Annotated in this window: 13 protein-coding genes and 1 pseudogene; 6 read left to right on the forward strand and 8 right to left on the reverse strand. The window is 70.0% G+C overall.

Going from position 1 to position 13,109, the window contains the following annotated elements; genetic code table 11:
* Positions 1-98: 98 nt before the first annotated feature.
* A complete protein-coding gene (gene ku, locus ACY1JF_RS18920) occupies positions 99-1,346 on the forward strand; it encodes a non-homologous end joining protein Ku (protein WP_462706327.1) in 1,248 nt (415 codons plus the stop codon).
* Positions 1,347-1,365: 19 nt separating this feature from the next.
* Here ku and ACY1JF_RS18925 read toward each other — a convergent pair whose 3' ends face one another.
* Positions 1,366-1,824 (reverse strand): hypothetical protein, encoded by a 459-nt coding sequence (locus ACY1JF_RS18925; RefSeq protein WP_462706328.1) that lies wholly within the window; start codon positions 1,822-1,824, stop codon positions 1,366-1,368.
* 118 nt (positions 1,825-1,942) lie between these two features.
* Positions 1,943-2,431, reverse strand: coding sequence for a nitroreductase family deazaflavin-dependent oxidoreductase (locus ACY1JF_RS18930; RefSeq protein ID WP_462706329.1), 489 nt, complete (start codon positions 2,429-2,431; stop codon positions 1,943-1,945).
* 186 nt (positions 2,432-2,617) lie between these two features.
* On the opposite strand from ACY1JF_RS18930, the gene ACY1JF_RS18935 reads away from it, so the two are divergent.
* A complete protein-coding gene (locus ACY1JF_RS18935; RefSeq protein WP_462706330.1) occupies positions 2,618-3,166 on the forward strand; it encodes a MarR family winged helix-turn-helix transcriptional regulator in 549 nt (182 codons plus the stop codon).
* Positions 3,167-3,269: 103 nt separating this feature from the next.
* Here ACY1JF_RS18935 and ACY1JF_RS18940 read toward each other — a convergent pair whose 3' ends face one another.
* Together ACY1JF_RS18940 and ACY1JF_RS18945 are read right to left on the reverse strand one after the other, a co-directional pair.
* Complete coding sequence (locus ACY1JF_RS18940) at positions 3,270-4,022, reverse strand: DUF4142 domain-containing protein (protein ID WP_462706331.1); 753 nt, start codon at positions 4,020-4,022, stop codon at positions 3,270-3,272.
* A gap of 98 nt (positions 4,023-4,120) precedes the next feature.
* Positions 4,121-4,537: a hypothetical protein gene (locus tag ACY1JF_RS18945; RefSeq protein ID WP_462706332.1), complete on the reverse strand. Its 417-nt coding sequence runs from the start codon at positions 4,535-4,537 to the stop codon at positions 4,121-4,123.
* 647 nt (positions 4,538-5,184) lie between these two features.
* Between ACY1JF_RS18945 and ACY1JF_RS18950 the strand changes: the two genes are divergently transcribed.
* Positions 5,185-5,565, forward strand: coding sequence for a hypothetical protein (locus ACY1JF_RS18950; RefSeq protein WP_462706333.1), 381 nt, complete (start codon positions 5,185-5,187; stop codon positions 5,563-5,565).
* On the opposite strand, the gene ACY1JF_RS18955 is transcribed toward ACY1JF_RS18950, so the two are convergent.
* Positions 5,559-5,702 carry a DUF397 domain-containing protein gene (locus tag ACY1JF_RS18955; RefSeq protein ID WP_462706334.1) on the reverse strand — a complete coding sequence of 48 codons (144 nt, stop codon included), beginning with the start codon at positions 5,700-5,702 and terminating at the stop codon, positions 5,559-5,561. The genes ACY1JF_RS18950 and ACY1JF_RS18955 overlap by 7 nt on opposite strands.
* 64 nt (positions 5,703-5,766) lie before the next feature.
* Positions 5,767-5,946: pseudogene (locus ACY1JF_RS18960) on the reverse strand (hypothetical protein); the annotation flags it as partial.
* Positions 5,947-6,078: 132 nt separating this feature from the next.
* On the opposite strand from ACY1JF_RS18960, the gene ACY1JF_RS18965 reads away from it, so the two are divergent.
* On the forward strand, positions 6,079-7,308 hold the full coding sequence (locus tag ACY1JF_RS18965; protein ID WP_462706335.1) for an HNH endonuclease: 1,230 nt from the start codon (positions 6,079-6,081) through the stop codon (positions 7,306-7,308).
* Positions 7,309-7,587: 279 nt separating this feature from the next.
* Here ACY1JF_RS18965 and ACY1JF_RS18970 read toward each other — a convergent pair whose 3' ends face one another.
* Together ACY1JF_RS18970 and ACY1JF_RS18975 are read right to left on the reverse strand one after the other, a co-directional pair.
* A complete protein-coding gene (locus ACY1JF_RS18970; RefSeq protein WP_462706336.1) occupies positions 7,588-8,631 on the reverse strand; it encodes a CBS domain-containing protein in 1,044 nt (347 codons plus the stop codon).
* The gene (locus ACY1JF_RS18975; protein ID WP_462706337.1) at positions 8,615-10,432 is read right to left on the reverse strand and encodes a GmrSD restriction endonuclease domain-containing protein; all 1,818 of its coding nucleotides are present in this window, start codon (positions 10,430-10,432) and stop codon (positions 8,615-8,617) included. The genes ACY1JF_RS18970 and ACY1JF_RS18975 overlap by 17 nt, the downstream gene beginning before the upstream one ends.
* Before the next feature lie 629 nt (positions 10,433-11,061).
* Between ACY1JF_RS18975 and ACY1JF_RS18980 the strand changes: the two genes are divergently transcribed.
* Together ACY1JF_RS18980 and ACY1JF_RS18985 are read left to right on the forward strand one after the other, a co-directional pair.
* Positions 11,062-11,739: a response regulator gene (locus ACY1JF_RS18980; protein ID WP_462706338.1), complete on the forward strand. Its 678-nt coding sequence runs from the start codon at positions 11,062-11,064 to the stop codon at positions 11,737-11,739.
* 308 nt (positions 11,740-12,047) lie between these two features.
* A complete protein-coding gene (locus ACY1JF_RS18985; protein ID WP_462706339.1) occupies positions 12,048-13,055 on the forward strand; it encodes a LacI family DNA-binding transcriptional regulator in 1,008 nt (335 codons plus the stop codon).
* Positions 13,056-13,109 lie beyond the last annotated feature (54 nt).

Raw genomic sequence — 13,109 nt, forward strand, 5'->3', positions numbered from 1 at the left:
CCGTCCCGCCGCCCCTCCGTACCGGGGGTGAGCGCCCTACGATGGAAATCCTACGAAAGCTGCACAAAACGCCCTCACTGGATCGGAAGGTGCGGCACGTGCGATCCATCTGGAACGGCGCCATCTCGTTCGGCCTGCTCAGAATCCCCATCAAGCTGGTGAACGCGACCGAGAACCACTCGGTCCCCTTCCGGCAGATCCACACGGAGGACGGCAGCCGCATCCGCTACCGCAAGGTCTGCGAACTGGAGGACCGCGAGGTCTCCCAGGCGGAGATCGGCATGGGCTACGAGAACGCGGACGGCTCGATCGTCCCGATCTCCGGCGAGGACCTGTCCACCCTGCCGATCCCGACCGCGCGGACGATCGAGATCGTGGCCTTCGTGCCGGAGGACCGCATCGACCCGCTCCAGATGAGTTCCGCGTACTACCTCGCCGCGAGCGGAGCCCCGGCCGCCAAGCCGTACACACTGCTGCGCGAGGCGCTCAAACGCACCAACCGGGTCGCCATCGCCAAGTACGCGCTGCGGGGCCGCGAGCGGCTCGGCATGCTGCGCGTGGTCGACGACGCGATCGCCATGCACGGCCTGCTGTGGCCGGACGAGGTACGCGCCCCCGAGGGCGTCGCCCCCGACACCGACGTCGCCGTCCGTGACCAGGAGCTGGACCTCGCGGGCGCTCTCATGGACACGCTCGGCGAGATCGACCTGAGCGAGCTGCACGACGAGTACCGGGAGGCGGTGGAGGAGGTCGTCGCCGCGAAGTCGGTCGGTGAGGCCCCGCCGCGGACCCCGCGTCCGGCCGCCCCCGGCAAGGTGCTGGACCTGATGGCGGTCCTGGAGAAGAGCGTGCGGGCGGCGCGGGAGGCGCGCGGAAAGGAAGGGGGAGAGGGCGGCGGGGGCGGAGGGGCGGAGGCCGGGGAGGCGGCGCCGCCGAGGCGGGCGGCCCCGGCCGCGAGGAAGACGTCTGCCGCCGCGAAGAAGCCGACGGGCCCTAAGACCCCGCAGATCACGGAGGCCACCGAAACCACGAAGGCCACCAGGGCCACGAAGAAGGCGACGGAGACCGAGCCGAGCGGCAGAGCGGACGACAAGGCGAGCAGCGGAACGGACGGCAAGGCGAGCGGCAGAACGGACGGCAAGGCAAGCAGCAGGACGAACGGCAAGGCAAGCAGCAGGACGAACGGCAAGGCAAGCAGCAGGACGAACGGCAAGGCAAGCAGCAGGACGAACGGCAAGGCGAGCGGCGGAACAAGCGGCGAGGCGAGCGACAGCAAGCCGCGGAAGACCGCGCCGGCCAGGAGGTCCCCCGTCAAGAGGGCGGCGTCCGGCCGCCGCAGCGCCTGACCCGTTCCACCGGGAGGGGTCAGCCGAGGGTTCCGTCCGTGGCCGGGGCGGACGCCGGCAGCGAGGCCGGCACGGGCGCCGCCGTGGGCAGGGGCGCCGGGGCCTCCTCCACCCGCTCCACGAGGCTGTCGCCGGGGTCGCCGGACGGCGTGTCCGGGCCGGTGGTCAGCTGGGACCAGGCCGTCAGGACGAGGGCGACCGCCGCCGTCGTGACGAGCACCCGGGCGACCCGGCGGAACCGGGCCCGCCCGTCCAGCTCGCGCCAGGCGGGTTCCGGTTCCGGGTCGTCCGGCTGCCACAGCTCACCGACGGTCTCCGCCGGCCCGGCGGCCACGGGGGCGGGCCGCCACCCCGGCGTCCGGTCCCGCGCCGAGGGTTCGCGGGGCGCGGAGGCCCGTATGGCGTCCTCGCTGTCCATGAGGAACCTCTGCCAGACCTCGTCCGGCGTCGCGCCACTGTCCGGCCCGGGAGTGCTCACGATCGTCTCTTCCCCTCGGGTTCCTCTCGCGCTTCCTCCCCGCTTCCCCCCGCGGGACTGGATCATCGCACGGCGCGGGAACGGACCGCCGGTCCGCTGCCCGCGGGGAGCCCGCGGATCAGTCGGCGTCAAGCCGTACGAAGGTGAGGGCGCGGCCCGCCTCGCGGTACGCCCCCTCGCTGCCGTCCACCGGCAGTCCCAGGCAGTCGCACAGCCGGCGCGCGTTCGCCGGGCGCAGCCGAGCGTAGTCGGCCATGATCCGGGCCCCCGCCTCGGCCGGGAGGAACCGGGCGGTCACCGCGTGGTGGCGGTTGCCGAACTGGATGACGGTCTTGGGCTGGCGGTGCAGATTGCGGTACCAGTCGGCCCGCGTCCCGGCCCCGGAGAGGACGGTCCAGTTCGGTACGGTCCGGTCGCAGGACATCACCTCCAGGACCGTGTGCCGCCGCAGCCCGCTGACCCGGCCGGTGTGGTGCAGCAGGAGCAGCCGCCGGCCCAGTACCGGACCGAGCCCCGCGCGGAAGAGGAACACCGGCAGCCGGGCGACGAGGCGCCGCCACCCCGTGAGCGGACGGGGACGGTGGGGTGCGGTGTCGGTACGCGCCATGGTCGCCTTTCCGGATCAGGACGGACGTCGGCGCCAACCCTTGCACAGGCCAAAGATGTTGGGGAGGGCCACTGTCCCTTCCCCCCGGGACCTCCACCGCCTGCCTCCACCGCCTCTGCCCGGCAGGCGGAAAAGGTTTTCCGACCGGGCCGCTGGGCGGCGCCCCCCGCACGGTAGAAAGGAGCCATGCCGGAGTGTGATACGCCCGTGAGGGCCCGTGAGCTGACCGTGGGGGCCCCTGAGGCGTCCGCCGGGGCGCGTGAGCTGCCCGTGGGGGCGGGCGACGACGTCGACGCGGTCACCCGTGCGGTGCTGACGGCGTCGCGGCTGCTGGTGGCGATCTCGGCGCGGTCGCTCGCCGAGGTGGGGGAGCGGGTGACGCTGCCCCAGTTCCGGATGCTGGTGGTGCTCTCCACCCGGGGCACCACCAGACTCGTCGCCCTCGCCGAGCAGCTCCAGGTCGCGCCGTCGACGGCGATGCGCATGGTCGACCGGCTGATCGGGGCCGGTCTCGTCGACCGCCGGACCAACCCGGACAACCGGCGCGAGACCCTGCTGCGCCTCACCGAGGAGGGCCGGCGCACGGTGGACGACGTCACCGAACGCCGCCGCCGCGAGATCGCGACGGTCGTCCAGCGCCTCGCCCCCGGCCAGCGGACCGCGCTGGTCGAGGCGCTCACCGCGTTCACGGAGGCGGGCCACGAACCGCACCCGCCGACGGAGACGCTCGTCTGACCCGGACCGGCCTGGACCGGCCCAGGACCGGCCCGGGTCAGTACATGGACCATCCAGGGCCGGCCCAGGACCATCCCGAGGCCGGCCCGGGACCAGCCCAAGGTCACCCCCGCGTCGGTGTAGCGGCCGGTGCCACGGTCGGCCCACCGGTCCGTACGTCCAGGTCCGGCCGCGGCGTGAGCACGGCGGTCGGCTCCCCCGGCTGCGGCGGGGGCGGCGTGACCCGGTCCTTGGGCAGCTTCGCCGGGGCGGTCTGCTTGAAGCTGACGTCGCCGTACCCGACCAGGCCGGTCTTCTCCAGGACGGTCATGTGGTCCAGGACGGTGTCGTTGGCGAGGTCGGCCAGTTCACGCACCAGGGTGTTCCGCGTCGTCGCGCGGATGTCGGCGATGACGGGGAAGATCTGCCCGTGGGTCACCCGCATGATGGTGACCGCGGTCGAGTCGAACTCCTTCCCCCGCTTCCCCGTCACCGTCGACACGAACTCCCGCTGCTGCGGACTCGCCTGGTTGGGCAGCGTGATCCCCAGCTCGGCCGCGACCTCGCGGCACTCGGCGTCGAGCCCGGCGTGCCCGACGACGAGGTGCTCCCCGGCCTCCCGCATCGCCTCCGACGCGCCGCGCTTCATGGCCAGTTCACCCAGCGGGTACTCCCACAGCCCCGCCGCCCGCACCTTCACCACGAAGTCCCGGTCGGCCTCGGTGACCGGCCCGTACCGCGTACTGGCCACGAGCCGGTCCTGCCCGCCGTCCTTCGTCTCCAGCCCGACCACGGCGGGGAAGGCGAGGGCGGTGAGGGTCAGACTCAGCACACCGAACAGGACGACGACCCCGATCCTGCTGCGGGACATGCGCACGGCGCCTCCAGGACGACGACAAGCGACGAACAGCTCGTACGAACCGACTCGTACGCCAGGGGATACGGACGCCAGGAGGTACGGACGCCGGAGCCCGATCAATCAAGCCATCCCGAAAGAGTGACGGTGCCCCTCCCCGCTCGCCGTTCCTTCCCGGCCTTCCGGACCATCCGGAAGTCGAGGTAGGCGAGGGCCGCGACCAGCACCGGAACGAGCGTCGACAGCAGCACCACGCGGAGCGTCCCCTCGGTCAGCCCGGCGATCAGCCCGACCACCAGCGCGCTGCCCACGAATCCGAGGAACTGCCGGTAGGAGGGGAAACCGCCCGTCATGGTCGCCCGCGTCGCCACGGGATCGTCCCCCTCGGCCAACGCGGCCCGCACGGCGTGCGGCTCCCCGTCCCGCCGAGCCTGCCGCCAGGCCAGCAACCAGCGGCACAGGGCGTAGAAGGCGACGAGGCCGGTGATGATCCACCACTCGGCGGCACTGTCCGGAAGAGAGCGAGCGAGTGTCATGTCCACCGCGTGCCCGGGCCGTGGCGGAGTAGCCGCTTCCCCTTGTCCCCGAGCCGCCAGCGCGCCCCGCTCCGAGGGGGCCGCGTCCGACGGGAGACACAGGACGGACGGACTCCACCGAGGCGACCCTCAGGACCCCGCCGACCCCCGATCCCACGAATGTGGCCTCAGACACCTCGACACCGTGACCGGGGCTGAAGCCGACAGGACCCGGTCACCACGACCGTCCACGACACCGAGCGCCAGGAGGTCGAACCGACCCCGGACGACCCCGGCGCCCCGCCCGGCCGATGCGCCCCACCCGGCCGATGCGCCCCGCCGACGCCTTCGCCGCCTACCTGCGCCTGGCCGCCCCGCTCACCCGCCGGACCGGCGACCCGGTCCACGAACACCTGGCACCCCTTCCCCGAACATCCCGGACCGCCCCACCACCCGGGCACCACCTCGGAGTTCACGACCGGCCCGGCCGGCCTCCGAGCCCCCGGAAACGCAAACGCGACCTGCTCCGCACTGCTGGACGAACGGGACCTGTGAACCACCCGGTGAAGGTGTGTCACCCGCCCTCTTCCGGGAAAAGTGATCCTTGACCCTTCAACATCCACGCTTTAGCGTGAGGCGCCCCCTCACACAAGGAGCAGGAGCCCCACATGCGCTTAAGAGCCCTCGCCCTCGCCGCCGTCCCCGCCGCCTTCCTCGGCGTCATGGCCTCCGCCCCCACCGCCTCGGCGTGGTCCCCCGGCAACTGCCCGACGAGCAGCTTCTGCGTGTGGCCCGAGTACTGGTACGGCGACACGGACATGACCCCGTCCCTGACGACCGAGACCGACTGGACCGGCAGCGCCCTCGGCCACATCTTCTACAACAACACGTCCCTTGACGTCACGATGACGTACGTCGTCGCCCAGGACGACGGACAGGGCGCCGAGTACACCACGTGCGTCAACAGCACCTCGGGAAGCTACTTCACCATGCCGATGTACGTCACAGAGCTGACGTGGCGTGAGAGCGACGACACCCCCTGCTACTGACCGACGCGGCCGGCCCCGCGCGAGCCGTCGACGAAGGCGGCCCGGACACCGCCCGAGAAGGCGAGCGCGGGGCCGGTGGGACACTCGCTGTCGCGGACGGGCACGAGGGCCGGAGCGCCGTCGTCGGCCCGACGCACTCTTGGACTGCTCGGAGACAGTCGGCAGATGCTCCAATTGCGCTCGCATCACAGCCGCACCGCCAACTTGTTGAAGCAGCACGGCTTTCGGCAGCACAACCCACAGACGCGGGGAGAGTCGCCGACGATCCGCTCCTGCCGGGCGAGATGCGCCTGCACGTACTTCTCGATCTCGTCCGCCGTCTGCCACTGCCGCGAGGCCACCGTGAAACCGATCGCACCAGCGCCCGCCAGGAGACTCCACCCTCGACCGGGTGACGATTCCAGTCCAGCAGCTGCCGGTGGCGACAGCCCTGGAACTGCTCGCTCTCTCCCTTGAACCAGCCCGCCCAGCGACTCGTATGGATTGTCATACCATCCAACTAACCTGTGTTGTATGGGACTTGACGACATCGAGTACGAAGACGTGATCACGGCGACCGAAGAGTTCCGCCGTCTTGGCCGGGACAGCTTCCTGCAGCAGTACGGCTTTGGGCGTGCCCGGTCGTACGAACTGCTCCTGGACGGGTTCCGCTACGACTCGAAGGCCATCGCCGGTGTCGCCCACGGGCATGCCACCGGCGACTTCCTGAGCGCGGGGGACTTCAGCGGCGGCGCGGCCACGGTGGCGCGACGCCTGCGCGAACTGGGTTTCGTGGTGGAGACCGGGGAGACCTCCCTGGCCCGTACGGCCCTGCTGGAGCGCTTACGGAAACTCAAGGTCTCCCGCGGCCCCGGAAACCCGGCCCCCAGCCGTCACCAGCCATTGAGTCTTCTGTGGGCGATATCCCGCGAAGCCGACGAGCACCCCCGCATGACCCCGTGGCCATGTTTCCGCGACGAAGTCGGTCCACTCCTCGTCGACTTCGGCTTGCCCAACGCGAAGGCCACACCGGAGTACCCCTTCTGGCACCTCCGGGGCAGCGGACTGTGGGAGGTTCAAGGCATACCGCCCGAGCTGGCCAAGGAAATGCCGAAGGTAAGCATCTTCGACACGTACCACCCGGAGGCCGGCTTCAAGGAGGAGTTCGCCGCTCTCCTCCGGAATCCGGTGACCCGCCTCGACGCCATCGCCACGATCTGTGAGACGTATCTTGAGGACGTCGACCACCAGGCCCTCTTCGAGCGAATAGGCCTCGACGGATACACCACGGCCGGCAGCCTGCGGAGCCCGTCGAAGAACGAGAACAACGATGCCGATGTGGACGAGTACGAACGAGCGACAGGGCCTGCCCCTCGCCGCGCCGCGACCCGCTCCGTCATCGTCCGCGACGAAGCTCTGGCCAGAAGGGTCAAGGAACTGGAGGGTGATCAGTGCCAGATCTGCGGCACGTCGCTCCGTTACCTGAACCGCCCGTACAGCCAGGCGGCTCACATAAGAGGACTGGGCAGACCGCACCACGGCCCCGACGAACTGCAGAACCTTCTCTGCCTGTGCGCCAACTGCCACGTCCTCTTCGACGGCTTGGAAATCTACATCGATTCCGACGGCCTGGTCCGAGCCACGAGAGGCAGCGGGGAACCCCGCCCGCTCCGACGTGACCCCAGGCACCCGATCGACGAGGCCCACGTCCACTATCACCGCACTCTGTGCAACATCAATGCGGGCAAGCCTGCGGTCGACTGACCCCGGTCCTTTGCCGCCGATTCCTTGGGGAAAATGGACCGCCATGGTCCGCCGCATGAACGTGGACGACTTCTGAGACTCGGCGCGCGGGGATCCGTCATGAAGTTCCCCAGCACCTGGCCGACGTTCTCGACGATTTGACGACCGGACGTCGCCGAGGAGGGGGCGGTGGTGCCCGCCGCAAGGGCGGTGCCGCCCTCGGCCAGGTGAGCGCGGATGCCGCGCAGGGCGGCGAGCGCTTTCGTCGTCAGGTCCCGAGGGCGCGAACACCATGCGATCTCAGCTTGGGGCGGACGCTCCGTAGTCCGGGTCGTAGTGGCGCAGCATGGAGACGAAGCTGTCGAGCAGACTGATCTGTTCGGCCCTGAGAGACGGCGCGTTGAAGTGCATGACCGTGTTGCGGACGTCCTTGACCCGGCTGAGCAGCCCGATGAAGTGGCCCCTGTCGACCAGGTGCCAACCGAGTTTGGCCCAGCGTTCCTCGTCGTCGAGGAGACGGATGTACTCACCGAACGCCATCTCGTCGACGGACTTCCTCTTCCTGTGGACCTTCTGGACGTCTGCCTCGTCGTAGACGCGCCCCAGGCACCGTCGCAGCCGACGCTCGATCTCACCCAGGGTGAAGAAGGGGCGGGCCACCGAACCGAACTCATCGGCGAGGTCCGCGGAGGTGACGATCCCGCTCACCTGCCCGTCCGCTGCTCGAACGAGGACGAATTCGTGTTCGCGGATGGTCGGCAGTACCGGCAGCAGATGGGCCGAGACGTTGACGATCTCGTACTCGCTGCTGATCGCGGCGGCGAGAGAGGGCGGACGCCCGGTCGCGTGCATGTGCACGATCGATGCCCAGGTGACGACTCCGTGCAGCTTCCCCGACGCGTCGATTACGGGAAGCTGTGAATACCCGTGCTCCGTCATCATGCCCATCGCGACGGACAACGGTTTGTCCGGAGTGATCGACACGACATGATCAGCGCACGGTAGATCGTGGACCCGCATCGCCGTCTGCGGAAACGCGCCAACGGGTTCCTCAGGACCGCCGACCGGTTCCTCGGCGTCGTGGACCGGCTCCTCCGCGCTGCCGTCGTCGGCTTCCAAATCCTCGTTGCGTGTGGTGCGGGCGGTGACGACCGAGATCTCGTCGCCGAGTGAACCGACCGAGAAGTCCGGCACCGTGACCAGGCCGGCGTTGGCCAGGTCGAGCCGGATCTGAGGGACGGAGGAGTGGTTACGGACGGGGAACCCCCACAGGGACAGGAGGTCCCGGATCGTCAGGGTCGTGCCCTCAAGCCCCTTGATCGTCGTGTCATCCGGCGTGGGCATCACTCACTCCCTCACGTACCGGGGACTTACCCATCTCTCGTTCCACGAGTTCCAGAAGCCTGGCAGTCCGATCCCGGTAGAAGGCCTCGAAGTCGTCGGCGCGCAGCGTCTTGGCGTCGATGAGGTGGGTGCCGACGATGTCGTCGAACCAGTCGCCCGGACTGCCGGTATGCCGCTCGAAAGTGGACAGGTACGCCGACGGCGCACTGGCCCCCATCGCCTGCATCGCCCGGTAGGACAACGGTGTCTTGTTGACGATGCTGTTCATCCGGGAGCCGTCCACCGCGTTCTGCTCGAACCAGGCCTTGGGGAAGACCTGCCGGATGTCCACGTACTGTCCGATCAGGAACTGTTCGTTGATCGGCTCCTCGTGGAAGAACCAGTCGATCGCGCCCTCCTTGAGAAGAAGGGCGTGGATTCCCTTGTACGCGGCGCTGTTGCGGGACGTGAGCCGGTGCAGCCGCTGCTCCTGGAAGGTCGCCTCCGTGATGGTGTCGGGCTCCGGACCACCGTGTTTGATCCAGCTGACCACTTGCTCGACGTCCCGCACGAAGCGGGTGTCTGTCACCCCTCCGTACAGCTCGCCGAGCACACCGCACCAGTACCAGCGTGCGAGCCTTTCCCGCACACTCCGATCCTCCACGGCGTCCCCGAGAAGGACCCCGAGCGCGGCCAGCGGTACCACCTGGGAGCCGTACGGCAGGTCACGTTCGCGGAACACGTGCTGGGTGGCGAGAAACCGGCCGACCCAGGACAGCGCTTCGGCCGCCTTCGGAGCGATGCTCGTGTAGTCGGAGAGCGGCAGGTGCAGCAGATCGCGGCGTTTGCAGCTCACCGCAGGAGCGTTCGTCGCCCCGGGGTGTTCAGCCAGGAACTCCTGTTTACGTACGTATGTGCGTACCAGGGCGATGGACTGGAGGAAGTCCAGGCTGGTGAGCCCGGTTTCCTGGCCGCCCTCACTGTCCAGCGAACCGAAGACCGGGTGTTCCGAGCACAGTTGACCCTTGATGGCCTGCCAGTCCCTGATGAGGCTGAAGTCCTCGCCCCCGTTGCGCCGCGTGTACTGGGTGTCTCCGGCGTAGGTGGCCGTGAGCAGCTCGAAGACGTTGAGGACGACGCCGCCGGTGTTCACCCGCTCGAACACGGAACACACCGCTTCCTTGCGGGTCTCCTTGGGCAGCCGGATCAACGGCACTTTGAAGCCCTTGACGGTGTCGATGACCTTGGCCTGGAAAGCCGACCAGAGGTCCCAGCGATCGTCGGCACCACTGACGTAGATCCGCTGCCACTTACCCGTCTGCTCCGGCTCGAAGATCAGGTTGAGCGGGAACAGACCGTGCTCGCATTCCTTCTCCCGCGAGGTCAGGTCCCGTGCCGTACCGCGGCCGGGAGCACCCCGCTCGACGCGGTCCTCCGGGACGGACCGGATCGCCTCGTCCCGCTCCGCGGCGTCTTCCACCGCCTTGGCGATGTCGATGTAGTACCAGCGCCTGAGCGGTTTGTTGCGGGCACCCGTCGTATCCACGGGACGGTCCGACCTGAGCGCCTGGAACAAGGACGTCAGCCGCTGCTGACCGTCGAGCAGGAGTTGCTCCGGGACGATGTCCGAACTCACCCCGGTACCATGCAGGGGACGCGCCTTGAACTGGGCTTCGCCTCCCGTTTCCAACGTCATCGCGACGCCCAGCGGATAGTCGAGTGTCACGGTCGCCAACAGGGCACGGATCCGATCGTCATCCCACTTCCACTGCCGCTGGAAGTCGGGAAGCTGGATCCTGCCGACCGCGACATCGTCGAGCATTTTGCCCAGGCTCGGCCCGTCAAGCGCCATCTCATACCCCCAGTAACTACGGCGTTCCCCTACGTCACAGGCGCACCATGCTAGTCGTAACGGTCCGTCTCCAGGAGCGAAGGCAGGAGAGGTCGGTACGCGGAGAAGGACAGGTTCGTCTTGGACGAGCTCACCAAGTGCCTCGGCGTCGGGAGCCGCGAGGACTTCGCCGACTGCGGGCACGCCGTCATCTGCTTCTGGTGATCGCACCGGCACCGTCCGGGGAACGAGGCGACATGGGGAAACCAGTGCCAACGGCCGCCGGTCCAGCGCCCCGAACCGGCAGTATGGGCAGTCACCGGTGCCGGTGCTCACGTTCGACGACGGCCTTCTCGTCAGTGCCCGCCCCCGCACTGCCGACCCGGGCTTCGACCGGCCGACCACCGCTGCGGCCGCCCGCGGGCGGCGAACCCGGTCGAAACCAAGGACATCTTCTTCACCGGCTTCACCCGCCTCGCGGAACCGTACGGTGTCACGGTCACGATCGGCGACACGGGAACCGACGAGCTGATGCTCGAAGTCCGTAACACTCGCCGAGACCGCCGAACTTGGTAATCCGACGACCATCCGGTCATCCCCCGATGAGTAGCGTGTGAGGAATGCGGACGGCTGAGGCGGTCCGGGTACTGATCGCGGACGACCAGGCACTGCTGCGCGGCAGCTTCCGCGTCCTCATCGACTCGACCCCGGGCATGGAGGCGATCGGCGAGGCGGGCGACGGCGCCAGGGCGGTGGAACTCGCCCGGGAACTCAAACCGGACGTCGTCCTGATGGACCTGCGCATGCCCGTCATGGACGGCATCGCGGCCACGCGGGAGATCTGTTCCGACGAGACGCTGACCGGGGTGCGGGTCCTGGCCCTGACGATGTTCGACATGGACGAGTACGTCTACCCGGCCCTGCAGGCGGGCGCGAGCGGCTTCATGCCCAAGGACGCCTCACCGTCCGACCTGGTCGCCGGCATCCGCGTCATCGCCACCGGTGAGGGCGTCCTGGCCCCCACGGTCACCCGCCGCCTCATCGCCGCCTTCTCCCACGACGAACCGCCCCGCCCGGCTCCCCGCCTCGTCGGCCTCACCAAGCGGGAACAGGAAGTGCTCGTACTGATCGCGGACGGACTGCCGAACGCCGAGATCGCCCAGCACCTGGTGATCAGCCTCCTCACGGTGAAGACCCACGTGAGCAGCCTCCTCGCCAAACTGTCCGCCCGCGACCGCGCCCAACTGGTCATCATCGCCTACGAGAGCGGCCTGGCGGAGCGGGGAATGCCGAACTGACCCAGCCGGACCCGCGCACGGCCGCGGGAGGCACCTGGGGCGTGCGGCGGTGGCGGCCCCGGGGCCGGGCGGGGAGCGTCGGACCTCGCACGGCAGGCCCTGCGCCAAGGGGTCGGCCTTGCCCGCCCTGATGCCGGTGACGAGCCCGCGCACTCTCGTCCGCACGGGGCGCGTCCGGAGCGGAACGCGGTCGGCTTCCCGCTCCACCAGGACTCCGCACCCCCCCTGCACAGGGCACACGCCTCGACCGCGCCGGCTCGCCCCGTACCACCCCGTACCGCCCCCGCCTCCTGCACTAACCTGGCCCGATGCGCGTGGGAACCGGGCTCAGAGACGTGGCGGAACGCGCAGGCGTGTCCATGCGGACCGTGTCCAACGTCGTCCGGGGGACCGGGCGGTTCTCCGAGGCGACCCGGGAACGGGTGCTGCGCGCCGTGGAGGAGCTGGGCTACCGGCCGAACACGGCCGCCCGCCGGCTGCGCACCGGCCGCAGCGGAGTCCTGCTGCTGGCCGTGCCCGAACTGACCATGCCGTACTGGGCCGAACTGGCCGAGCACCTGTTGCGCGAGGCGTCCGCGCGGGACCGCACGCTGCTGGTGGAGGTGACCGGCGGCCGTCCGCGGGCGGAGCTGGAGATCGCGCTCGGCCGTACCGACCCGCTGGTCGACGGCATCATCCTCAGCCCCCTCGCGCTCGACGACCGCGCCGCCGCCCGCGCCCCCAGCCCCACCCCGCTGGTGCTGCTCGGCGAGCGCGTCCACGACCTGCCGTTCGCGCACGTCACCGTCGACAACACCGGCGCCGCCCGGGAGGCGACGGCGCGGCTGCTCGCCCGTGGCCGGCGGCGGATCGCCGTGATCGGCCGGCAGACCGCCGCGCACGCGGCGACCTCCGCCACCCGGCTCGCCGGATACCGCGCGGCCCTCGAACAGGCGGGCCTGGACTACGACGAACAGTTCGCACCGCCGGTGGCCGGCTACCACCGGGACGACGGCGCCGCCGCGGCCCACGCGCTGCTCGGCCTGCCCGAGCCGCCCGACGCGGTGTTCTGCTTCGCCGACACCCTCGCCGAGGGCGCGCTGCACGCGGCGCGCGCCCACGGCGTACGGGTGCCCGAGGACCTCGCGGTGATCGGCTTCGACGACATCGAGGCGGCCCGGTTCACCGCCCCCGCGCTGACCACCGTGGCCCCCGACAAACGGGAACTGGCCCGGCTCGCGATCACCGCCGTACTGGAGGGCGTCGACGGCGACCGGCCGGCCCGCCCGGCGGTGCTGAGGGCGGGCCACCGGCTGGTCGTCCGGGACAGCGGCTGACGACGGGGGACGACGACCACCCCGTCACAGGCGCACCGTCCCCGTCACCGGCGT

This window comes from Streptomyces sp. SYSU D01066-1 (assembly GCF_054956795.1).